Origin of the sequence: Enterococcus sp. ZJ1622 (genome assembly GCF_011038845.1) — a bacterium.
In the GTDB taxonomy this organism is placed as follows: Bacteria; Bacillota; Bacilli; order Lactobacillales; family Enterococcaceae; genus Enterococcus_B.
Window position 1 is genome coordinate 25,208 of the sequence record NZ_JAAKDW010000014.1, and the last position, 22,190, is coordinate 47,397.

19 protein-coding genes and 1 pseudogene are annotated in these 22,190 nt (G+C 42.1%); 17 read left to right on the forward strand and 3 right to left on the reverse strand.

The genetic code is table 11. From position 1 onward, the window contains the following. Window positions 1-120: 120 nt before the first annotated feature. Window positions 121-1,140 (forward strand): alpha/beta hydrolase, encoded by a 1,020-nt coding sequence (locus G7Y42_RS12360; protein WP_165006262.1) that lies wholly within the window; start codon window positions 121-123, stop codon window positions 1,138-1,140. 9 nt (window positions 1,141-1,149) lie between these two features. Here G7Y42_RS12360 and G7Y42_RS12365 read toward each other — a convergent pair whose 3' ends face one another. After that, window positions 1,150-2,187: a LacI family DNA-binding transcriptional regulator gene (locus tag G7Y42_RS12365; protein WP_165006265.1), complete on the reverse strand. Its 1,038-nt coding sequence runs from the start codon at window positions 2,185-2,187 to the stop codon at window positions 1,150-1,152. Between the two features lie 112 nt (window positions 2,188-2,299). Here G7Y42_RS12365 and G7Y42_RS12370 point away from each other — a divergent pair, with 112 nt between their 5' ends. The 3 genes and pseudogenes from G7Y42_RS12370 (at window position 2,300) to G7Y42_RS12380 (ending at window position 7,390) form a co-directional block, all read left to right on the forward strand. Beyond that, entirely contained in the window at window positions 2,300-4,552 is a 2,253-nt protein-coding gene (locus G7Y42_RS12370; RefSeq protein WP_241161960.1) for an alpha-galactosidase, read from the forward strand. 1 nt (window position 4,553) lies between these two features. Then, window positions 4,554-6,435, forward strand: a pseudogene (locus G7Y42_RS12375) (glycoside hydrolase family 2 TIM barrel-domain containing protein). After that, window positions 6,416-7,390 carry a beta-galactosidase small subunit gene (locus G7Y42_RS12380; protein ID WP_165006274.1) on the forward strand — a complete coding sequence of 325 codons (975 nt, stop codon included), beginning with the start codon at window positions 6,416-6,418 and terminating at the stop codon, window positions 7,388-7,390. Before G7Y42_RS12375 ends, G7Y42_RS12380 begins: the two are co-directional and overlap by 20 nt. Window positions 7,391-8,028: 638 nt before the next feature. On the opposite strand, the gene G7Y42_RS12385 is transcribed toward G7Y42_RS12380, so the two are convergent. Then, window positions 8,029-9,744, reverse strand: a complete 1,716-nt coding sequence (locus G7Y42_RS12385; protein WP_165006277.1) for a histidine kinase — start codon at window positions 9,742-9,744, stop codon at window positions 8,029-8,031. After that, window positions 9,741-11,222 (reverse strand): response regulator, encoded by a 1,482-nt coding sequence (locus tag G7Y42_RS12390; protein ID WP_241161961.1) that lies wholly within the window; start codon window positions 11,220-11,222, stop codon window positions 9,741-9,743. Before G7Y42_RS12390 ends, G7Y42_RS12385 begins: the two co-directional genes overlap by 4 nt. A 235-nt stretch (window positions 11,223-11,457) precedes the next feature. Between G7Y42_RS12390 and G7Y42_RS12395 the strand changes: the two genes are divergently transcribed. The 13 genes from G7Y42_RS12395 (at window position 11,458) to G7Y42_RS12455 (ending at window position 22,004) form a co-directional block, all read left to right on the forward strand. Then, window positions 11,458-12,744, forward strand: coding sequence for an ABC transporter substrate-binding protein (locus tag G7Y42_RS12395; protein WP_165006283.1), 1,287 nt, complete (start codon window positions 11,458-11,460; stop codon window positions 12,742-12,744). A gap of 105 nt (window positions 12,745-12,849) precedes the next feature. After that, window positions 12,850-13,719, forward strand: a complete 870-nt coding sequence (locus G7Y42_RS12400) for a sugar ABC transporter permease (RefSeq protein WP_165006286.1) — start codon at window positions 12,850-12,852, stop codon at window positions 13,717-13,719. Further along, window positions 13,716-14,603, forward strand: coding sequence for a carbohydrate ABC transporter permease (locus G7Y42_RS12405; protein WP_165006290.1), 888 nt, complete (start codon window positions 13,716-13,718; stop codon window positions 14,601-14,603). The genes G7Y42_RS12400 and G7Y42_RS12405 overlap by 4 nt, the downstream gene beginning before the upstream one ends. A gap of 170 nt (window positions 14,604-14,773) precedes the next feature. After that, window positions 14,774-15,457, forward strand: a complete 684-nt coding sequence (locus G7Y42_RS12410) for a DUF1538 domain-containing protein (RefSeq protein ID WP_165006293.1) — start codon at window positions 14,774-14,776, stop codon at window positions 15,455-15,457. After that, window positions 15,454-16,227 carry a DUF1538 domain-containing protein gene (locus tag G7Y42_RS12415; RefSeq protein ID WP_165006295.1) on the forward strand — a complete coding sequence of 258 codons (774 nt, stop codon included), beginning with the start codon at window positions 15,454-15,456 and terminating at the stop codon, window positions 16,225-16,227. The genes G7Y42_RS12410 and G7Y42_RS12415 overlap by 4 nt, the downstream gene beginning before the upstream one ends. After that, entirely contained in the window at window positions 16,224-16,619 is a 396-nt protein-coding gene (locus G7Y42_RS12420) for a P-II family nitrogen regulator (protein WP_165006298.1), read from the forward strand. The genes G7Y42_RS12415 and G7Y42_RS12420 overlap by 4 nt, the downstream gene beginning before the upstream one ends. Before the next feature lie 154 nt (window positions 16,620-16,773). After that, window positions 16,774-17,445: a hypothetical protein gene (locus G7Y42_RS12425; protein ID WP_165006301.1), complete on the forward strand. Its 672-nt coding sequence runs from the start codon at window positions 16,774-16,776 to the stop codon at window positions 17,443-17,445. A gap of 55 nt (window positions 17,446-17,500) precedes the next feature. Continuing rightward, window positions 17,501-17,941: a hypothetical protein gene (locus tag G7Y42_RS12430; protein ID WP_165006303.1), complete on the forward strand. Its 441-nt coding sequence runs from the start codon at window positions 17,501-17,503 to the stop codon at window positions 17,939-17,941. An 11-nt stretch (window positions 17,942-17,952) separates the two neighbouring features. Beyond that, window positions 17,953-18,621: a 2,3-bisphosphoglycerate-dependent phosphoglycerate mutase gene (locus G7Y42_RS12435; RefSeq protein WP_165006306.1), complete on the forward strand. Its 669-nt coding sequence runs from the start codon at window positions 17,953-17,955 to the stop codon at window positions 18,619-18,621. 129 nt (window positions 18,622-18,750) lie between these two features. Then, the gene (locus tag G7Y42_RS12440; RefSeq protein ID WP_165006309.1) at window positions 18,751-19,365 is read left to right on the forward strand and encodes an HAD-IA family hydrolase; all 615 of its coding nucleotides are present in this window, start codon (window positions 18,751-18,753) and stop codon (window positions 19,363-19,365) included. 65 nt (window positions 19,366-19,430) lie between these two features. Continuing rightward, window positions 19,431-19,817, forward strand: a complete 387-nt coding sequence (locus G7Y42_RS12445; protein ID WP_165006312.1) for a DUF1149 family protein — start codon at window positions 19,431-19,433, stop codon at window positions 19,815-19,817. A 209-nt stretch (window positions 19,818-20,026) separates the two neighbouring features. After that, window positions 20,027-21,418 carry an L-cystine transporter gene (locus G7Y42_RS12450; protein ID WP_165006315.1) on the forward strand — a complete coding sequence of 464 codons (1,392 nt, stop codon included), beginning with the start codon at window positions 20,027-20,029 and terminating at the stop codon, window positions 21,416-21,418. A gap of 211 nt (window positions 21,419-21,629) precedes the next feature. Beyond that, complete coding sequence (locus G7Y42_RS12455) at window positions 21,630-22,004, forward strand: VOC family protein (protein ID WP_165006318.1); 375 nt, start codon at window positions 21,630-21,632, stop codon at window positions 22,002-22,004. Window positions 22,005-22,190 lie beyond the last annotated feature (186 nt).

Genomic DNA, 22,190 nt, shown 5'->3' on the forward strand with positions numbered 1-22,190 from the left:
TGGAGAAATGAATATGAGTATGGTAGAAAAATGAATAGCTATAAATGTTCAGGAAAGATTGATACGATCCTATGCTATGTTATAATCGTAATGCTTGAAAATAATCATTGAGGGAGCAGTATGAAAAAGAAAATCATCAAATTTATCAGCTGGTTCTTAGGCATCGTCCTTGGAATCGCACTGGCAATCTTCATTGCTTTTCAAATTTCGCCTAGACCAGGGGCGCTTTTGATCAACCATATGTTTGCTGGAGAAGTCCAGATCACAGATAAACAAACATTCGATCAATCAAAAAAACAGGTCAGCAGACAAAAAGATCTGTCCTACCAATCCACATTCGAAGACAGTACCTTTGATATTTATTCACCAAAAAATGTGAAGGGACCAGTCCCTGTCCTAGTTTGGGTTCACGGCGGCGGATTTGTTGGCGGAGACAAATCGGGGATGGAAGAATTTGCGACTCGCTTAGCAGCAGATGCAAACATTGCGATCGTTGCGATGAACTATGAGTTAGCTCCTGATTCACATTATCCCAACCAAGTGTTGCAGGTGGATGACTTGATCAAAGATATCAAAGCCAAGCAGAAAAAATATCCGATGCTTGATCTCAATCAGGTATTCATCGGTGGAGATAGTGCAGGTGCTCAGATCGCTTTGCAATATGCAGCGATCCAGACGAACGATAGCTATGCCAAACAAATGGATATGGCGCAGACACTGGAAGACGGGACGATCAAAGGAACGATCTCTTACTGCGGTCCTGTCGATCTGAAGCTGACCGCACAGCAGCATTCGGATGATAGATTCATGAAATTTTTCGTAAAAACTGTTGCGTGGTCATTGATCGGTACGAAAGATTGGAAGAATAGTCCGCTACTGGAAGAAGCAAGCGTAGCAGATCACGTCAATCAGGCATTTCCGCCAACCTATATCACAGACGGGAATGCGTATTCTTTCCAAGAACAAGGGCAAGCATTAGAAAAAAGATTGCGAGCATTGAACGTACCTGTACAGTCATTGTTTTATTCAGATACGAAAAAAGAAATCACACACGAATATCAATTCGATTATTCGACAAAAGAAGCGCAAAACTGCTATCAGCAGACGGTCGCGTTCTTAAAGGAACAGTTAACTGATTAACCAAGGACTCTAGCGTCTCCCATCATTTGGTATGAAGCTTTCTCTTATGATCAGTTTAGTGGGGTAGGTCACGATCAAGGGCTCGTCTCGAATGCCGTCGATCCGCTCAAGGGCAAGTCTCACAGCTGTTTTTCCCAGTAGCTTTGCATTGATCTTGACGGTTGTCAAACCTGGGGAAAGCTTAGCAGCTGCTTCGATATTGTCAAAGCTTGCCAGGACGATATCGGTTCCGATCGCAATCCCCATATTTTTCAACGCCTGATAAACGCCCATAGCCATAGGGTCGCTTCCGACGAGGATTGCTGTCGGGAGCGGCTTTTTGTTTTCCTTCAGTAACGCATAGGTGAGAAGCTCCGCACTTTCTTTTGTCCATTCACCTAATTGATAAGTGATATAGTCATCTAAGTGATGATCGGCCATGAAATGAAGATAAGCTCGTATCCGTTTTTCATTCGTAGTGATCGTTTTTTTGCCAAATTCGTTTAGATCTACTTGATAGCCGCCGATATAGGCGATGCGCTGATGCCCATTCGCAAGGAAAGCTTCCAAAACCGTATTCGTCATCCTTTCCAAATCCCCATAGACCATATCGACTTCTTGTTGGATATCAGGATTGTCTACTACGACGAGGTTGTTGTTTTGTTTGAGCAGATCATTGATCGAATCTTTTGTGACCGTCCCTACCACGATGAGTGCGCCTAACTGATCCAGATCTTTCCACTCCTTAGGCTGATCCGAAAGATTATAGAGACGGTTCATCCCCAGATGCAAACGTCGTGCTTCTTCTTCAAGGCCTAAGCGAAGTTCTTTATAGTATACATCTTGTTCTTCAGCGGATTTGCTTATCGTAGAGATCACACCGATAGAGGGAGTCCGTTTTTTTGTATACTTCCGTTTTTTGAGATCATAATCCAACATCGCAGCAGCTTCAAAAATCCGCTCTCTGGTTGATGGGGCGACACTGATGGTTTTATCATTGTTCAACACACGAGAAACAGCTGCTGGGGAGACATTGGCTTTACGAGCGACATCTCTGATTCCGACCATTATTCCACACACTCCTTAAAAATAAAATTTTCTATTGACAAGATTGTTTAGTAAACAGTATACAGGAATCAGGAAATAAGTAAACGGTTTCTATCGTTGAAGGAGTGGGATGATGACAATCGAAAGCTTAGGAAAACAAGAACATCAAGCAGACCCGTTGGTTATTTTTGACAAGAAAGCAAATGTCTTCCATTTGTCGAATAAAGAAATTTCCTACTTGATGAAGATCGAAGAAGACGGTATTTTATCCCATATTTATTTTGGGAAAAAAGTCAGCAATTATCAGGATACGAAAAATTATCCAAGAAGAGATCGAGGATTCTCAGGGAATATCCCGCTGAATCCAGACCGTACATTGTCAAAAGATACGATGCCCCAAGAATATTCCGCACACGGCGGGATGGATTATCGGATTCCTGCGACGATCATTCAGAGAAGCAATGGGTCTTCGCTTCTCGATTTACGCTACGACCGACATATCTTGCTTCAGGGAAAGCCAAAATTACAAGGATTGCCACAAACTTATGTCTTGGATGAAAAAGAAGCACAAACACTTATCGTTACTTTGAAAGATCGGGAGACCGCAATCTACGTTGATTTGTTCTATACGATTTATGCAGATCGGGCGGTTCTTACTCGTTCAGTCGCGATCCGAAACGAGACTGAGTCAGCGATCCGGATAAACAAAGCTGCTTCATTTCAAATCGATTTCAGCCATTCCGGCAGATTCAGCGAACTGATTGCTTTACCAGGAGCTCATGTAAAGGAACGCCAGATTTCCAGACAGACGATCACATCAGGCGTAAAATCGATTGAAAGTCGTCGCGGATCAAGCAGTCATCAGATGAACAATTTCATTGCTCTGGTCCACGAACATACGACAGAATCTGCGGGGGAAGCAATTGGTGTTCAATTCGTTTATTCCGGGAATCATTCTTTTGAGATCGAAAAAGATCAGATCAGTCAGATTCGGGTGATCGGCGGGATCAACAGCTACCAATTCTCTTGGGAACTTGTTTCAGGCGAAGTTTTCCAAACGCCGGAAATGATTTTATCCTATTCCAGCCAGGGATTGAATAAAATGAGTCAGATCCATCACGACTTGTTGCGAGAGTGTGTAGCGAGAGGATCTTATCAATATGAAGAACGCCCTATTCTGATCAACAACTGGGAAGCGACTTATTTTGATTTCACTTCCCAAAAGATCAAGGCACTTGTCGATGAAGCAAAAACTCTTGGTATCGAACTATTTGTATTGGATGACGGCTGGTTTGGAAAAAGAGATTCGGATGATTCTTCATTAGGTGACTGGTTCGAATATGACGGGAAACTAAGCGATGGTCTGAAAGGAATCGCAGATTATGTACATGGAAGAGGCCTGAAATTCGGTTTGTGGATCGAACCGGAAATGATCTCGATCCATTCGGAACTGTATCGAAAGCACTCGGATTATTTGATGCAGGAACCAAGTAGAACGCCAGCTGCTTCAAGGTCGCAATATGTACTTGATTTTTCGAGAAAAGACGTTCGGGAGAATATCGAAAAACAAATACGCAGGATTTTAGATAGTGTGCCTATCGATTACATCAAATGGGATATGAACCGCTCACTTTCAGACAACTATTCTCCTTCTCTGAACGAACAAAATCAAGGAGAAGTCATGCACCGATATATGCTAGGGCTATATGACATGCTGGAAAAGCTGACAGCGGATTATCCTGAGATTCTTTGGGAGGGCTGTTCAGGAGGCGGCGGTCGATTCGATGCAGGGATCTTGTATTATATGCCTCAATCGTGGACAAGTGATAATACAGATGCGGTGGAGCGGTTGGGCATCCAATACGGGACGAGCCTTGCTTATCCTATCTCATCGATCACGGCACATGTCTCTGCTGTTCCTAATCACCAAAGTGGCAGAATGACTAGCTTGAAAACGCGTGGCGATGTAGCGATGAGCGGTGTATTAGGCTATGAACTCGATCTGACAAAACTGTCCAAGCAGGAAAAAGAAGAGATGAAAGAACAAATCGATTTTTATCAGGAAATTCGTCAGACAGTCCAATTCGGTGACTTCTACAGACTTTCAAGCCCATTTGAGCAAAATGCGGTGGCTTGGCTGTTCGTTTCGAAAGATAAAGAAGAAGCAATAGTATTCTTAGGGCGGATACTCGCTTCTGCGCAGCCAGTGTTTGAAGAGGTCCGTCTGGCAGGATTGGATGAGCAGGCTTTGTACCAGGAAAAAAGGACGAAGCGGGTATTTTCTGGATCAGAATTGATGCATGTCGGGCTTTATTATCCAGATTTTTATGGCGATTTCCAAACGGAACTGCTTTATTTACAAAAGATAAAAGGAGAGGAAGAATAAAATGAACCCATGTATCGAATGGTTAGATGACCCTCAGGTATTTCGAGTCAATCAGCTAGCCGCACATAGTGATCACTTTTTTTATGCTTCAAGAGAAGAAGAAAAGGCGAAGAAAAGCTCGCGCATCCAGTCATTGGATGGCCGGTGGCTCTTTAGATTTTCGCCAAATGCGAAGGAACGACCCCGCCGTTTCTTTGAAAAAGAGTTCGATTCCAGCGACTTTGACACGATCAGTGTTCCCGGGCATATCGAATTGGCCGGTTATGACAAGATCCATTATATCAATACGATGTATCCGTGGGAGGGACATGAATTCCGCCGGCCAGCTTTTACAACAGCAGAGGAACAAGCAGCAAAAGGGATGTTCTCAGAAGCAGAATACAATCCAGTGGGGTCTTATCTGACTACTTTCCGATTAGAAAAAGGAATGCAGAAAAAGAAGATCTCGATTTGCTTCGCTGGTGTAGAACAAGCGATGTTCGTGTGGCTCAATGGTCATTTCATTGGTTATGCGGAAGATTCTTTCACCCCATCCGAGTTTGATTTGACCCCCGTATTTGGAAGAAGAGAATCTATTGGCAGTCGAAGTGCATAAACGCAGTACCGCCGCGTTTTTAGAAGATCAGGATTTTTTCCGGTTTTTCGGTATTTTTCGAGAAGTCGTTTTAGTCGCACGAGGAAACAATCATTTGGAAGATCTTTGGCTGAAGCCTAAGCTAGATGATCAATACAGAAATGGCACGCTGGAACTAGACTTGACATTCGAAAATGCGATCGCAGGCAGTCAACTCATGGTGAATATTTTAGATCCCAAAGGCCAGCAGATCTATCGAGACAACATCATGTTAGAACCAGCAATGTCTGTCCATATCGATTTAGGTCAAGTCACGCGTTGGGATCATAATGAACCAAACCTCTATACGATCGAACTAGAGACAGTCGAAGAAGGGCGAACCACTGAATTTGTCAGTTATCCATTCGGGTTTCGGACAATCGAGATCAGGAACAAAACGATATTGTTAAATGGGAAAAGAATGATCATCAACGGTGTGAATCGGCACGAATGGAATCCGGAGACCGGACGAGCGATCACACAGGAAGACATGGAACGGGACTTAGCGTTGATCAGATCCGCACATATCAACGGCGTCCGCACTTCCCATTACCCAAATCAGATTCCTTGGTATTATTTGTGTGATCAAGCAGGTATCCATGTCATGGCAGAAACCAATCTGGAATCTCATGGCTCATGGCAGAAAATGGGTGCAATCGAACCATCCTACAATGTACCTGGGGCGATCCCGGAATGGCTGGCAGTCGTTCTTGATCGGGCAAAGACAAATTTTGAAACATTGAAAAACCATACGAGTATCCTTTTTTGGTCTTTGGGCAATGAATCTTATGCGGAAGAAAACATCAGAAAAATGAATGATTATTTCAAAGAAAAAGATCCGAGTCGCTTAGTTCATTATGAAGGGAATTTCCCTAATCCGGCATTTGAAGATTCGATCTCTGATGTGAAAAGCTGTATGTACGCGCCACCTCAAGAAATCCGGGAATATCTCGAAAAGGATGGGACAAAACCGTTCATTCTATGTGAATATATGCATGATATGGGCAATTCTTTAGGGGGCATGGATTCTTATATGAATCTCTTAGACGAATACGAGAACTATCAGGGCGGTTACATCTGGGACTTCAAAGATCAGGCAATCTTAGTGACAGATGAACTCACTGGGCGCAAAGTGATGCGCTACGGCGGCGATTTCGATGACAAACCAAGTGATTATGAGTTTTCAGGAAACGGGATCGTATTTGCAGATGGACAGGAAAAACCAGCGTTTCAGGAGGTAAGGTATTATTATGGAAAATACAGGAACTAAACAATCAGCGAAAACTCAACAAATCCGGCTCATTTTCGGCGACTGTACATTCGGCATCAAAGGGGAAGGATTCCATTATATCTTTTCTTATACAAGAGGTGGGCTCGAATCATTGAACAAAAACGGCAAGGAGTGGCTGTATCGGGAAACCTTACCAACCTTCTGGCGTGCATTGACCGATAATGACAGAGGGAATGGATTTGGTTTCCAGTCTGCTATGTGGCTAGGCGCAGGGATGTATCAGAAAGTCAAAAATATCCGGGTCTTCGTCAACGAACGACCAATCGAAATGCCGATCGCGCCAGTCAATAATCAGTATACTAGCCAAGAATATGCTGAAACTGCTGAGATCATCTTTTCGCTTGAGATCAATACTGTACCGAAAACAACGGTGGATGTTGCTTATCAAGTGAACGGTTCAGGTGAGATCTTTGTGAAAATGAACTATCACGGGAAAAAAGGCTTGCCGGAACTGCCGCTTCTTGGTTTAAGGTTCATCATGCCGACCCAAGCAACCTATTTTGAATATGAAGGACTTTCCGGTGAAACCTACCCAGATCGGATGGCTGGCGGGGCCGAAGGGATTTATAAAGTCGAAGGTCTTCCTGTCCCGCCGTATCTTGTGCCGCAAGACTGCGGTGTGCACATGAAAACCAAATGGCTCAAGATCACTCGAGATACTACGTTGAACAACGCAGATACGAGCAAAGAGGAATTCTCCTTACGTTTTGAACAAGTGAATGGCGAATTTGCTTTTTCGGCTTTACCGTTCAAAGCAGAAGAACTGGAAAATGCGACACATATCGAAGAGCTTCCGCCAGAAAGACGGACAGTACTCGTGATGATGGCAAAAGTAAGAGGTGTCGGCGGGATCGATAGCTGGGGAGCAGACGTTGAAGAAGCTTACCACATCAATGCAGAAGAAGATCATGAATTCTGCTTTCTGATCAAATAAAAAAAGAGATTGTGACAGAAGTGGGCAGCTTCAAGAAATAAGAAGAAATTGACGAAAATTGCTTCTCAAATTTTTGTGGAATTTCGGCTTATTTTCGAAGAAGTTACTTCTGGAACACCGTGAATCAGAGGTTGTAAAAAAGCTGCTCTGCATCAAGCAGTAAGAACAATCAGATAAAAATAGCTTTCCATATTTTTCATCTGATTGGGCTTAGTGCCGTAGATGCAAGCTTTTGAACACCGTTTAGTGGAGAGGTCGTAAGTCTGACTTTTCACTTTGAGGCACAAGGAACAATTTCAAAAAACAGCTTCTCATGTTTGATGAATATTGTGACTTGTGCCCGAGGAGTTGGCAGGAGAACACCGGTTATCGAGAGGTCGTAAAAAAGCTGTCCTGCATCAAGTAATAAGAACAGACAAACAAAAATAGTTCTCCATATTTTTCGTTTGGCTGGACTTATTACCGCAGATGCAAGCTTTTGAACACCGTTTAATGGAAAGGTCGTAAAAGAGATGTTCAGCCTTGAGCAATAAGAAGCGATTTTGAAAAATAGCTCTCCATATTTTGCATTTTTATGAGCGAATATCGAGGAGCTGAGACAAGATTTTTTTCTCAGTTCCTCGATTTTTTCTTATCTTTTATTTGCTGATCAAAGGCAATCTGATCGTCACTGTCGTTCCGATCCCGACAAGTGATTGGATCGACAAGCCGTAGTCTTCGCCATACATCAAACGGATCCGCTCATCTACGTGACTGATCCCGATCCCTGAAAAAGTATTGGTTCTGCTGCCAGTTTTGGTCGGATCGAAGCCGTCCCCGTTATCGACTACCTCAAAGAGCAAGTCATGCTTGCTGATTCTCCCATAGATTGTGATGAATCCTTTTGTTTTCGTTTGAAAAGCATGTAGATAGGCATTTTCGACGATCGGTTGGATGATCATATTCGGCAGATAAAGGGAATACAATTCAGTTGGGACCACGACTTTGGCAGGGATTGTTTCGCCATAGCGAAGAGTCAGGATATGGAGATAGTTCTCGACGTTTTTCAGTTCTTCTTCCACTGAGATCTCTTCTTTCTTATGGCCGATCGTATGTCTCAACAGATCAGTGAAACGATCGATGCCCTGGATCGCCTTTTCGTTTTCCTGCTGCCAGATCAGAAATTTAAAACTGGTCAGTGTGTTATACATAAAATGAGGTTGGATCTGTGCTTGCATCGCTTGTATTTCTAGCGTCCGTTTCTTTTTCTCATTTTGAAGCGATTCTGTGTAATACCAATCGAGATCAGTCAATAACTGATTGAGCGTATTTCCCAACAGCTTGATCTCGTGGGTGCCTTGTACAGGGATCTGGGCGTTTTTAGGATCTTCTTTGACTCCTTTCAATGAATGGATCAGCTGATAGATCGATTTTGTATGACGATTCAGATAGATGAAGACGAAGAAACCGGCAAACAAAAGCGTCACAACGTTATATAAAATGATCGGTAGAACGATCGCCATTTGATTGACTAATGATGCCAGATCCACTTTGCTGATCAAAGCTGAATTCTGACGATATAATGCAAGACGCGTCCGTTTGTTTTCTTCAATCATTTTTGTTTCGTTCTCAGCGAGTAGCGCCAAATCTTCAGAGAAGGCACCAATCTTTGAGGGATCGTTCGAAGTGAAAATCTGCTGGTCTTCGTTGACAAAATCGATTTGGACGAGCGTTGGATCGACGATGTCATTGAACAAACCAGCCAATTGGTGCGAAGTGACTGCAATCACGCCGTAACCATAAGTGCGATTCATGGAAGTAGTGAGCTTTTTGATAAAAAAGACGCTGGGCGAATGCTTTTCTCGCGTCGTCAAGCCAAAGGGCACAAAAACCATTTGGGTAGAAGCTGATGTTGCATTTACTTTTTTCAAGAGATCTAGCTGGAAAAAATCTGTAGCAGTCATCGCTGCAATCATGTCATTTCCTACGAATAGACGACCATTTTCTCCAAAAATCATCAAATCATAATCGATAGTAGGGGATATGCCATTAAATGACTCATTCATTCGCTGAATCGCGATCAATTGATCGGTCTGTTGTGCTATGTGTTGCAGCGCATCGGTAAAATAATCTTCCACAGCCGGATTTCGATCTATTTGAGCAAGGGTGTTTTCTATTTTATCATTGAGCATCTCAAAATCATGCTGGATTTTTTTCAAGGAAACGGCATTCGATTGATCGAAATAATCGATATAACTTTTTTTCGAATGATGGTAGATGAACATGGAAACAATCACTGCCTGTAAACACAGGGCAGCTAAGACAACAATCAGAAGTTTCGTGAAAAGCTCGTATTCTCTCATCAGCTGCTTCATTTCACTAGCAGTCCTTTACGGTATTGAGAAGGCGTAAGACCCGTCTCTTCTTTGAATACTCTAGAAAAATAACCAAGTTCGGAAAAGCCGATCTTCTCACATATCTCTGACAGAGAATCATTTGTTTCAAAAAGCAGTTTTTTTGCTTTGCGTATACGGACTTTTTTGACATATTTCGTAAAGCTTACTCCGTATTTTTCCGTAAAGAGTGTGGACAAATAACTATAAGAAAAATAATATTTCTCCGAGATGGTTTGCAAGCTGAGCTCTTTTTCGCAATTTTCCTGGATATACTCGCAAATCAGTGTCAGGATCTCCGAATTGTCAGTTTTTACTGGTGAGAGGAGATCTTCAAGCATGTCGATCGCGGAAAAAACATCATCGGAAAAAGCGCGGATATGTTTTGCTTCTGCCAACTGTATCGGGATCGTTTGTTTCATTGAAAAAAACTCGTCTTTTTCATAATCGTCTGCTAAAGCAGCAAGTAAAGCATAGAACCGATTGATCATCTCATGTTTCAAGAAAGATGGCGCTGCTTTCGCATTTACGAGTGCGGTCAATGCTCGTTTTAGATCCGCGATTGCTTGAAAATAATCTTTATTGATGATCATTGTCAGATAAGCTTTCGTGTCGGTCTCATAATTTGATAACAAAGTAGGAAGTTCGTCGATACATATAAGCGGAGTATCAGAAATATAAAAACCCTGTCCTTTGCATTTTCGAAGTGCCGCAAAATGTCGGGATAGCTCATGAAGAGCAAATGCGCTTGATAAAATAAAAAGACATTCGTTTACTGTCTGCTTCTGTTTGAACTGCTGGCAAAAAAGAGCCAGCGCCTCCATTGAATCTGCATTGATCAGATAGCCTGCTTCGTGGTCCATGGTCTCAAAAGCAAAAAGCTGGAGATGTTCATTGGCATAAGAGGGGATGTCCACTGTTAACGTGTGGGAATTGAACTGCTGGTATTCGCTGATCGATTCAGTGTAAAGCAGGAAAAACAGCGGATGCAAGAAATCTTTTTTTGTCAATATGAGCGTTGCAGCTAAACCAGAAAGGTAATCACTGATCACTCGGCTAATCCATTCTTCTCGTTGAACGGGTATATGTCTAGCATTCTCGTTTTTTGCTAATGCCTGTAACGCACTGAGCAAGTTGTCTGGATTTAATGTGGGCTTTAGAAGATAGTCAGCAGCACCTTCTTTAAATGAGTCTTTCACAAAGGAAAAATCATCATAGCTTGAAAGGACAAGGATTTGGACATCAGGCTGTAGTTTCTTGAATTGTTTGGAAAGCTCGATCCCATTCAGTTCAGGCATCATCAAATCGGTAATGACGATATCGACGCGATTGTGTTTAAAAAAAGCGAGTGCTTCTAAAGGTTTTGAAAAAGTACCAATTAATTGGAAATTATGTTTCGGCCAGTCGATCAAACGGGTCAACCCCTGTAAAATAGTCTGTTCATCATCAATCAGTATCACGTGATTCAATTTAGTTCCTCCCATCTTGAAATGTCCTTATAAATTAAAAATACCGGCTATACCATTTAAATGCAAGCATGTTTTTAAAACGCTTACTAAAAAAGGATTGGATTTTTTTCTTATTTTTGGACTTTTTTCCGAAGAAAAGAAAATAAAAAGTAAACGTTTTCAATATTTGCTATTATGAAACTACACGAATAAATGAATCAAACTTAAAGAAAGAGGCGATCAGAAAATGAAGATCCACAAATGGTTTGCAAGAGCACTATGTTTCACAGCGTTGGCTATCCTACTGTCAGGATGCGGAAATTCAGTAGATTCATCAAATGACAAGGACAAAGTGACTGTGTGGGCATGGGACGAGACGTTCAATATCAAGGCAGTGAATGAAGCAAAAGCGATGTACGACAGCGAAGAAACGGAGATAGAAGTCGTTACGATGTCTCAAGATGATATCGTTCAAAAGCTGAATACCGGACTGGCTAGCGGCAACACCGATGGCCTGCCGAACATTGTGTTGATCGAGGATTACCGGATCCAGGGATATCTTGCTTCTTATCCAGATGCTTTTGCTGAATTGACAGCGATTGTAAAGGAAGAAGATTTTGCACCATATAAATTCGCCGTAAATAAAGTGGACGATAAGATCTATGGAGTACCATTTGATTCAGGAGTCACGGCAAATTTTTACCGGACGAATCTGATGGAAGAAGCTGGTTATTCAGAAGAAGATATGGAGAATCTTTCGTGGGACGACTACATTCAGGTAGCAAGAGATGTCAAAGAAAAAACGGGCAAGAAAATAACGGAAGTCAATCCTTCCGATCTAGGACGAGTACGGATGATCATGCAAGAAGCAGGTGAATGGTATACCGCAGAAGATGGGAAAACCGTAACAATCGAAAACAACAAATCACTGAAATACGGACTCGAATTGTTCGCTACGCTGTTGAAAGAAGACCTTGTGGAGCAGACCTCTGACTGGAATGCCGGTGTCACAGCGATCCAGTCAGGCGCGATTGCTTCCAGTCCAATAGGTGCATGGTATTCTTCGACGATCCAAGGGGCAGAAGATCAGACTGGAAAATGGAAAATCGCACCGATTCCGTCATTACCTGCAACGATGCAAAAAGCTCGTGCATCGAATCTAGGAGGAGCAGGCTGGTATGTGATCAAAGGGGTCGGAGGAGAAGAGCTGGCCAAAGACTTTTTGAAAGAAACGTTTGCGACAAGTGAGGAATTGATGGGGAATTTGGCAAAAGAAATCGGATTGGTCTCAACGATGCTGCGGGCAAAAGATCAGCCGGCGTACCAGGAAGCTTCTGATTTTTACAGTGGACAAAAAGTATTCGAAGATTTTTCAAGATGGACCTCTGAAATACCAGAAGTCAATTATGGGCATGAAACCTATGCCATCGAAGCTGTTGTGGCAGAATCGCTTCATAGGATCATCAATGGCGAAGAGACAGACAAGGTACTAGCAGATACTCAAAAGCAAGTAGAAGCACAACTGGCAAATTAAAGATTATTGCTCATTCCTGCTGTCCGTCAAAAATAGTCAGACGGGTTCGATGGACAGCAAGAATGGAGTGCAAGCTCTCTTACTTCATAAAAAAGGAGGAAAATAATGAAGCAAAAAGATCTGTTTAAAAATGGTCATGCATTTTTAATTGTGCCAATCTTGCTGATTTCGATGATGGTATTCATTCCAATGATCCTCGCGTTGATCACTTCTTTTCAAAGCGGTCCGCCAGTCAACATGACATTCAATGGATTGGGGAATTATCGGAGGATGCTGACGGATGCCACATTCAAGAAAGCATTTTTCAACACGTTTCTTTATTTGGTTGTCCAAGTCCCAGTCATGCTGTTTCTGGCACTTTTTATTTCCAATTTGCTAAATGATAAAAAGTTGAAGTGCAAAGGATTGTTCCGAACAGCGATATTTTTGCCTTGCATCACATCGATGGTCAGCTATTCTCTGATCATGAAAAGCCTGTTCTCGCAATCGGGCCTAGTCAATAGTTTTCTCTTGTCCATTGGCTTGCTCGATGCGCCGATTGGCTGGCTCACACATCCATTCTGGGCAAAGGTATTGATCATTCTATCCATCACGTGGCGTTGGACAGGCTACAACATGATCTTCTTTTTATCAGGCATGCAAAACATCGATCCTGAAATCTACGAAGCCGCATCGATCGACGGCGCTTCAAAATGGCAACAGTTCATCAAAGTCACTATACCGAATCTAAAACCGATCATTTTATTTACGTCGATCACTTCGACGATCGGTACCTTGCAGTTGTTCGATGAAGTCCAAAATATCACTGGAGGCGGACCTGCGAACGCAACGACTACACTATCTCAATACATCTATAACCTGAGTTACAAATTTACACCTAATTTTGGGTATGCAGCGGCAGTTTCCTTTGTGATCGTTGTGTTTATCGTTTTGCTGTCGATCATTCAAACAAAGCTTGGAGGTGAAAGCAGATGAAAAGTATCGCACAAAAACAGGAGCTCGCTTCCGTGACGACTAAAAAACGATCCGTCAACCTAAGTGAGCGTTTCTTGAATAGTCTGAAGTATACAGCTCTTAGCGTCATTTCGTTCATCTCAGTGTTTCCATTCGTCTGGATGATTCTAGGAATGACGAATACACCTGTCGATATCACAGCAGGCAAATTGAAAATCGGAGATAATCTAGTCGTCAACTTCCAGAATCTGTTTGAAAATGAACTGAATTTTTCACGTTCATTATGGAATTCTGCGATGATCGCAGTTGTCACAACGGTATTGGCACTGCTGATCTCTTCCATGGCTGGTTATGGATTCGAGATCTATAAAACAAAACGAAAAGAAAGGCTGTTCAATCTCGTATTACTGTCCATGATGGTGCCGTTTGCCGCATTGATGATCCCTTTATATCGTATGTTCTCACAGCTTAATGGCACTTTTTTAGGGATCAATCGGTTTTTTGTCGTGATATTGCCTTCAGTGAGTACGGCATTTCTGATTTTCTTTTTTCGTCAGAATGTTAAATCATTTCCAAAAGAGCTAGTAGAAGCAGCAAGACTTGACGGATTGAAAGAATGGAGTATTTTCTTTCGTGTCTATCTACCTACTGCTAAAAACACATATGCCGCTGCTGCGATCATCACTTTCATGAGTAGTTGGAACAATTATCTATGGCCATTGGTCGCTCTCCAATCGCCAGATAAACGAACCGTACCTTTAGTATTATCGGCGATGGGAGCATCTTATACGCCAGATTACGGAATGATCATGGCAGGTTTGGTGATTGCAACGCTACCAACAGCAATCGTTTTTTTCGTGTTGCAAAAACAGTTTGTCCAAGGGATGATCGGCTCGGTGAAATAACGATGAATGAGAACTGGAGAAAGAAAGATAGACGTTCGATGCGGACGTCTATTTCGTTGTTATGGAATAAAGGGAAAACAGGCTGATGAAATAAAAAAGTATGCGTTTTCTGTTTTTGCTCGAAAACTCTTCCAATTTAAGGTAAACTAAATAGTAAAGGAGGAGGATACATGCTAAAAAATTTTAAAGAAGTAATGATTGCCATTTTGCCGATGACCTTCCTGATCGTCATTTTAACATTTGTTTTCGCGCCTTTGGAGGGAGAAGACTTGGCTTCGTTTCTCGTAGGGGCAGCCATCATGATGATCGGGATGACACTCTTTTTATTTGGAGCTGATTATTCTATGATGGAGGTCGGTGATCTTGTCGGGAAGTTTATGATCAAAAAGAAAAGTCTGGCTATTTTAGTGAGTCTGGGCTTCATTATCGGGATCGTGATCACGATCGCTGAGCCGTCTGTCCAGGTTTTAGGCCAGCAAGTATTCGATATTTCTGAGGGAGAGATCGGACGTGTATTGTTGATTGGGATCGTGAGTGTAGGGACAGGTGTGTTTTTAGCATTCGCTTTGCTTCGCGTGGTGTTCAAACTCTCTTATTATAAGCTAATGGCTATTGGCTACATATGTGTATTGGCCGCATCATTTTTTACCAGCAGTGAATTTATGCCGATCGCATTCGACGCGGGCGGTGTAACGACAGGACCAGTGACTGTGCCATTCATTTTAGCATTGGCAGGCGGGATGACCAGTATGATCCGTCAAGGGAAAAATGAAAATGACAGCTTTGGCATGGTAGGGATCGCTTCATTAGGTCCGATCCTTGCTGTGATGATCCTGGGGGTGATTTTCCAATGAGTTTTCTACGTCAAATATCTGATGGGATTGGAACTGTTGCTTTTGAAGTGATCTTAGCTGTCTCGCCAATCGTTGTTTTATTCATAGTGATGAATGTTCTGAGTTTCCGCATGCGAAAAAAACGATTTGCCGATATATTGAAAGGATTTTTACTGACTACGATCGGTCTGATCTTATTTCTGCATGGCGTCAATATGGCGTACGTGCCAGTTGGCCAGCATTTAGGTAAAGCGATCGCTGCGTTGCCGAATAATTACATTCTGGTACCCTTGGGCTTTTTGATGGGGTTTCTCGTAGGTTTTGCAGAACCGGCAATCCATGTGATGGTCAAGCAAGTAGAAGAGCTTAGCGAGGGTCGAATCCGTTCTAGAGTGATGTTATCCGTGATTTCGATCGGTATCGGCTTGGCAGTCGGCTTGTCGATGTGGCGATTGCTTGTAGGTTTCTCACTCTATTATTTTTTGATTCCGGGATATGGGCTAGTATTTCTATTCGGACGTAAAGTCGACAAGCTGTTTTTATCGATGGCTTTTGATAATGGCGGAGTGGCAACTGGACCAATGTGCTCTACCTTCATTTTGTCTATGAGTGTGGCGATTGCTGCTCAGATCGAAGGAAGAGATCCGATCATCGACGGATTCGGGGTCGTTGCGATGATTGCCTTAACACCGATCTTATCTACTTTGGTATTAGGATATATCTATAAACGAAAAGAAGAGAAAGACAGAAAAGAAAAGGAAAAATTGCAGAACTTGGAGGAAATTAAATGAAAGATCTTGTAGCATTGAATCTTCATATGATCGTAACGATCGTGGATGGCGGTACGGGAGAAGATGTGATCGATTATGCTAAGAAAGCAGGAGCAGCAGGGGGGACGATCCTTCATGGCCGAGGCTCAGGTGTCCACGATACTGGGAGATTCTTAGGACTCGATATCTCACCGGAAAAAGATATTGTGTTGACACTCGTGCCAGATAGTTTGACTTCGGAGATCATGGATGCGATCGGCAAAGGGATCAATATCGATGTACCGGGTAACGGGATTTGTTTCAGCATCGATGTAGACAAAGTGATAGGGATCACTAAAATCCATCAGTATCGGGAAGTCATAGGAATGGAAGAGCTGTTAGAAGATGATGAGAATACTTTTGGAAAAGAATAGCTGAAAAGGTGGATGAGGAAGAAAGAAAAATAAAAAATCCTCTTTTTTCGAACAAATAATTGAGAAATAATAAATTTTTATGAATAACTCGCCCAAATACCAGACATCTTTTATAAGATATGCTATTTTAAGGTAGAACAAAAGGGGGAGGAAAATGAACTTTTTAGTTGTTTTAAAAGATACGCTGATTGAGCGATCCACATTTTTATATGTTCAATTGAATGCTCACAAAACATTGCTGCATTTTTCACCAGAGTTCCATTTAGAGGGGCTGACCTTAGGGGAGATTTATCAGGCAGAAGGAATGCAGGCAATCATGCGTTTCTTTGAAAAAGAGCTGGAACTTCCAGTCGAAGATTATATAGAGCTTTCTCTTGGCGCTTGGGATCAAGCTGTAGCAGAGATGTTTCCGGAAGGTTTGACGATCGAAACGGAGATGGGGGAAAAGCAGTTATCGGTGAAGCAGCTGCAAACACAGATGCGTTACCAGGTAGATGAAGAAAATTCATTTTCGATTTTCCAACGGCAGCAAAAGATCTTGAAAAGTTTTTTAAAAGTGATCAGTAAAAAAAGGAATTTGCTGAAAACGACCCAGCTGCTGAAAAAATATCCGACATTGCTTCATACATCGATCCAATTTCCGCAATTACTGTCGATGATCCATCGCTTCATGCGTCTGCAGCAATTGCCGTCAAAAAAACTTACATTACCTTTAGCGGATACCTTCCGTGTCGTAAATAGAGAAGAAGAGAAAAAAGTGATCGTCATCGATTTTACAAGAAATCGGAACGTCCTTCATCAACTCTCGATGGGAAAGGCCAATTAAGGCTTTTTCTTTTACTCTTTTTTTGTCATAATAGGATCAGAACGGAGGAAAGAAAATGGGACAAATCTGGCTTGAACGACTCATACGTTTCCAAAAGAAATATCAGCAAGTGATGCGAGGCCGATACGGACGGTTCGACCAGCTGAACCGCGCGATTCTGATTGCTGCGCTTTTTTTCAGTTTGATCAGTCCATGGCTTCCTTATGGGATCGGCCGACTGCTTTTTCTGGCTTTGATCGGACTGTTGGCATTTCGTTTTTTATCAAAGAAAATCTATCCGCGTTTGAATGAGAATCAGCGTTATTTAAGTAAAGCAGATACCGTGAAAAAATGGTTCCAACGCTTTACCAATAAAAATAAGAGGCCGAATGATGCTATCCGCTATATCTATTTCGAGTGTCCTGCCTGTCATCAAAAACAACGGGCACCACAAGGACGCGGAAAGATCAGAGTGACCTGCAAGTCTTGCGGCACGCGGTTCGAAACCAAGGTTTAGGGGATGGAAAAATGGAATTAGTGTTATTGAGACATGGGGAAAGCGAAGCAAATTATGAAAATTACTGGACAGGCTGGCTAGATGTGGCGCTGACGGAAAAAGGAATGCAGCAAGCGGTAGAAGCAGGCAGGAAAATGATTGACGCACAGCTTCAATTCGATGCGGTCTATACTTCCGTATTGAAAAGAGCGGTGATCACTTCGCAATTTGCTCTGGAAGAAATGGGCCAGTTATGGCTTCCAGTCTATAAGACTTGGCGATTGAACGAGCGGCATTATGGTGCTCTCGTTGGAAAAAACAAAGAGAAAATGAAAGAGATCTACGGGAAAGATCAAGTGAAAAAATGGCGGCGAGGCTACACTGAAATGCCACCGTTAGCAGAAGAAAACCATTTCGATCGGAGATATGATACATTGGATCCTCGACTGATCACACATGGCGAAAGCCTTGAAATGACGGTTGAACGTATCATTCCTTTGTGGGAAGATCACTTGGCACCGCGTTTGAAGGATCAGCAGAGTCCACTAGTTGTAGGCCACGGAAACAGCCTGCGTGCCTTGACGAAGTATCTGGAAAATGTCCCAGCTGATCAAATGGATACAATCGAGATACCTAATGCGCAGCCGATCCAATATACTATAGACGATCAATTGCGTATCATTGACAAAAAAATCTTATAATCAAGAAAAGACAAGTGTACTCAAGCATGGTGGGTGCCTATTTGTCTTTTTTTGTGAGAAAAAACACCATTGTTTCATTTCTAAGAGTCGTTTACAATAGATAAAAACATTCAAAAAGAAGGGCAGTTCATGAAATATAACAATTTTATCTGGGATTTCGATGGCACGTTGTTCGATACTTACCCGGCGATGGTCGATGGCGCATGGCACGCATTGCAGGATTTCGGCTATGTGATGGATAAGAAGGATATTTATCATATAATGAAAAAGCATTCAACCAGTCAGCTACGAAAAGAAAAGCAGTTGACGGAGGAGGAATTCACTCCGCTATTTCATCAATACGAAGCAAAAAGCCAAGAAATATCTCGACCTTTTAAAGAAACGCAAGAAGTATTGCACACATTAAAGCAGCAAGGAGGACGCCATTTCATCCTCACGCACCGGCTCACGTCATCTACTTGGGCACTGCTTGAAACATTCGATTTAGCTCACTTGATTGATGAAGTTGTAGGGATCGACCAAGATTTCCCTCGAAAACCAGACCCGGCAGCACTGAACCACCTGATCCACCGCTTTCAGTTGGAAAGAGGGAAGACGATGATGATCGGTGATCGGCGTTTGGATATAGAAGCTGGGATCAATGCAGGAGTAACGACTTGTCTGTATGATATCGATCATTTTTTAGGGAACATTCCGGCATCCTACATCATCGGCAATCTGAAAGAAATCATTGATCTTGTGTAGAATGTAAAAAAACAGTATCCCCTTTCAATCGAGGTATGATATAATTTTTGTAAAGGAGTGATTCGATGGAAATCAGAAGACAAAAAGAAGTAGTAGAGGCATTCCACTATGATATGAAAATGCCGGATCAAGAAGTTGAAACAGATTTGAAGGTCGGCTTTTCACCGTTAAAAGAAACGATCGAGAATTATCCGAAAGAACATAGCATCGTAGGCGCACGCTTAGAGTTCCGCTTAGTATTTGATACATATGTTTTATCAGGTAGCGTGAGCCAAATCAATCATATTCTTAATCGGAAAATCGAAGGCCAAAACGATGTGACTCAAGAAGAGGTTGATGAGCTTGTTGCACCTTTGTTCGATATCGTTCGCCGAATGGCTTATGAAGTCACAGAAATCGCATTGGATCAGCCTGGTGTAAAACTTAATTTTCAATCAGAGAAACAAGAATAAATCAGAAAAAAGTGTTTGCGATAGTTTAAAGCTATCACAAACACTTTTTTCTATTACTAATTGTAAGCAAAAAACATGTAAATTTTCTAGAAATAGACTAAACTGATAAAGTCACTGAAAAATTTTTCAGGAGAATGGTTGAAGAACGATTCTCGGGAACCTTTACTTCCTTCGATGGACTTGTCATTAAAAATACAAGGAGGAGAAAAATGACAACACTCATCACAGTTTTAGTGGTTCTAGTTTTTGCGGCATTATTATATGTGTTTTACCGTATGCAAAAGCGCCATACAAAATTTTCAACACGCGTCTTTACTGCACTAGGAGCAGGGATCGTCTTCGGTGGTCTGCTGCAATTGATTTTTGGTATCGAAAGCAAGGTCGTCACACAATCAATGGAATGGATCGGCATCGTAGGACAAGGCTATGTAGCGTTCTTACAAATGCTGGTCATGCCACTAGTATTCATCTCGATCGTTGGTGCTTTCACCAAAATGAAAGTTTCTGAAAAACTGGGTAAAATTAGTGCAACTGTGCTGGCTTCTTTACTTGGTACAACAGCTATTGCGGCGTTGATCGGAATAGGATCGACCATGTTGTTCGGTCTCCAAGGCGCGAAATTTACCCAAGGAGCAGCAGAAACTGCTAGTATCTCAGAATTAGCCACACGACAAGAAACGGTAGAAAGCTTATCGATTCCACAGCAGATCCTGTCATTCATTCCGAAGAATGTATTTGCTGATCTAGCGGGCAGCCGTGCGACAAGTACGATCGGTGTAGTCATCTTTGCAGCCTTCGTAGGAGTTGCCTACTTAGGAGTAAAAAGAAAAGCGCCGAAAGAAGCAGCATTCTTTTCTGATCTGGTCGACAGTTTGTATAAGATCGTCATGCGAATCGTCACTCTTGTTTTGCGTTTGACACCATACGGAGTGTTCGCTTTGATGACGAATGTGTTGGCGACAAGCGATTTTGCAGCGATCGTCAACTTAGGTAAATTCGTGATTGCATCTTATGTCGCACTATTGGCTGTATTGCTTGTTCATTCATTGATCTTGTTATCTGTGAAAGTCAATCCAGTCCATTATTTCAAAAAAGCATTTCCTGTATTGAGTTTTGCGTTTACTTCCCGGTCAAGTGCAGGGGCATTGCCGTTGAATATCGAGACACAAACAAAAGCTTTAGGTGTAGATGACGCAACAGCAAACTTCTCTGCAAGTTTCGGATTATCGATCGGACAAAATGGCTGTGCAGGTGTTTATCCAGCTATGCTCGCAACGATCGTAGCACCGACAGCTGGAATCAACGTGTTCAGTTTCCAATTCATTCTGATGCTTGTCGCAATCGTTACGATCAGCTCATTCGGCGTAGCCGGTGTAGGTGGAGGTGCAACGTTTGCTTCATTGATCGTTTTAGGTGCTATGAATCTGCCTGTAGCGATCGTAGGACTAGTGATCTCAGTTGAACCATTGATTGATATGGCGCGTACAGCTACGAATGTCAGCGGAAGTATGGTCGCTGGCGTAGTAACGAGTGCCCGGATCAAAGATTTAGATAGAGATATCATCAATGATGATTCAAAAGTAATCGATGTAAGTGCATAAGTTCTTTATAGTCAAGATAGAGCCGAGTGTCATGCAAGTGATGCTTGGCTTTGTTTATTGGATATATATTTATTCCGAAAAGTGGAAAGGCCAAAATAAAAACAGAATAACACATTTAATCAAGGGAAAGCCGTCTAATCATGGCATTTCAATTTCGCCTGTGATAAACTAGATGGCGATTCGCGTAATGAAGTGTTATAGGAGGAAACAGATGTTTAAAAATGAATTGAAAATCATGCTTTATGTCGATGATGTGGAAAAAAATGCGGCATTTTGGAAAGCTGTCGGCTTTGAAGAATTGGATCGTCAGGAAATGGATGGCACATTGGTCGTTGAAATAGGGATAGGGAAGAATGCTCAAACTTCTTTTGTTTTATATGACCGCGCGTTTATTGAACAACATTCACCTGGAACTGCTGCAAGCTCGCCGTCTCTGATGTTCTACAGTGAAGATATTTTCGATCTGTACAAAAAGATGGAGACCCAAGAAGTCACAATGGGAGAACTTGTGCAATTAGGTGAGGAATATGTCTTTAATTTTGCTGATCCTGATGGGAATTATTTTGCTGTGACAGGTATAGAATAAGTTGTGGTTACTTCTTATGATTTTACAGAAATTTTCTAGTAAAATGCATAAGGAGTTTTTTTATCAACTATATAATTATTATGTAAACCAAATGCATACGCATGCGTAGCATTACACAAGCAAATAAATCGTCAAATTGTTTCTACTTCTTTATACTGTTTGGGAATGAAAAGAAGGAAGGAAGAA

Excerpts from the sequence above, each read along its gene's own strand:
- G7Y42_RS12360 (WP_165006262.1), top strand. The coding sequence starts at position 121 with ATGAAAAAGAAAATCATCAAATTTATCAGCTGGTTCTTAGGCATCGTC.
- G7Y42_RS12365 (WP_165006265.1), bottom strand. The coding sequence starts at position 2,187 with ATGGTCGGAATCAGAGATGTCGCTCGTAAAGCCAATGTCTCCCCAGCA.
- G7Y42_RS12370 (WP_241161960.1), top strand. The coding sequence starts at position 2,300 with ATGACAATCGAAAGCTTAGGAAAACAAGAACATCAAGCAGACCCGTTG.
- G7Y42_RS12380 (WP_165006274.1), top strand. The coding sequence starts at position 6,416 with ATGGAAAATACAGGAACTAAACAATCAGCGAAAACTCAACAAATCCGG.
- G7Y42_RS12385 (WP_165006277.1), bottom strand. The coding sequence starts at position 9,744 with ATGAAGCAGCTGATGAGAGAATACGAGCTTTTCACGAAACTTCTGATT.
- G7Y42_RS12395 (WP_165006283.1), top strand. The coding sequence starts at position 11,458 with ATGAAGATCCACAAATGGTTTGCAAGAGCACTATGTTTCACAGCGTTG.
- G7Y42_RS12400 (WP_165006286.1), top strand. The coding sequence starts at position 12,850 with ATGAAGCAAAAAGATCTGTTTAAAAATGGTCATGCATTTTTAATTGTG.
- G7Y42_RS12405 (WP_165006290.1), top strand. The coding sequence starts at position 13,716 with ATGAAAAGTATCGCACAAAAACAGGAGCTCGCTTCCGTGACGACTAAA.
- G7Y42_RS12410 (WP_165006293.1), top strand. The coding sequence starts at position 14,774 with ATGCTAAAAAATTTTAAAGAAGTAATGATTGCCATTTTGCCGATGACC.
- G7Y42_RS12415 (WP_165006295.1), top strand. The coding sequence starts at position 15,454 with ATGAGTTTTCTACGTCAAATATCTGATGGGATTGGAACTGTTGCTTTT.
- G7Y42_RS12420 (WP_165006298.1), top strand. The coding sequence starts at position 16,224 with ATGAAAGATCTTGTAGCATTGAATCTTCATATGATCGTAACGATCGTG.
- G7Y42_RS12425 (WP_165006301.1), top strand. The coding sequence starts at position 16,774 with ATGAACTTTTTAGTTGTTTTAAAAGATACGCTGATTGAGCGATCCACA.
- G7Y42_RS12430 (WP_165006303.1), top strand. The coding sequence starts at position 17,501 with ATGGGACAAATCTGGCTTGAACGACTCATACGTTTCCAAAAGAAATAT.
- G7Y42_RS12435 (WP_165006306.1), top strand. The coding sequence starts at position 17,953 with ATGGAATTAGTGTTATTGAGACATGGGGAAAGCGAAGCAAATTATGAA.
- G7Y42_RS12440 (WP_165006309.1), top strand. The coding sequence starts at position 18,751 with ATGAAATATAACAATTTTATCTGGGATTTCGATGGCACGTTGTTCGAT.
- G7Y42_RS12445 (WP_165006312.1), top strand. The coding sequence starts at position 19,431 with ATGGAAATCAGAAGACAAAAAGAAGTAGTAGAGGCATTCCACTATGAT.
- G7Y42_RS12450 (WP_165006315.1), top strand. The coding sequence starts at position 20,027 with ATGACAACACTCATCACAGTTTTAGTGGTTCTAGTTTTTGCGGCATTA.
- G7Y42_RS12455 (WP_165006318.1), top strand. The coding sequence starts at position 21,630 with ATGTTTAAAAATGAATTGAAAATCATGCTTTATGTCGATGATGTGGAA.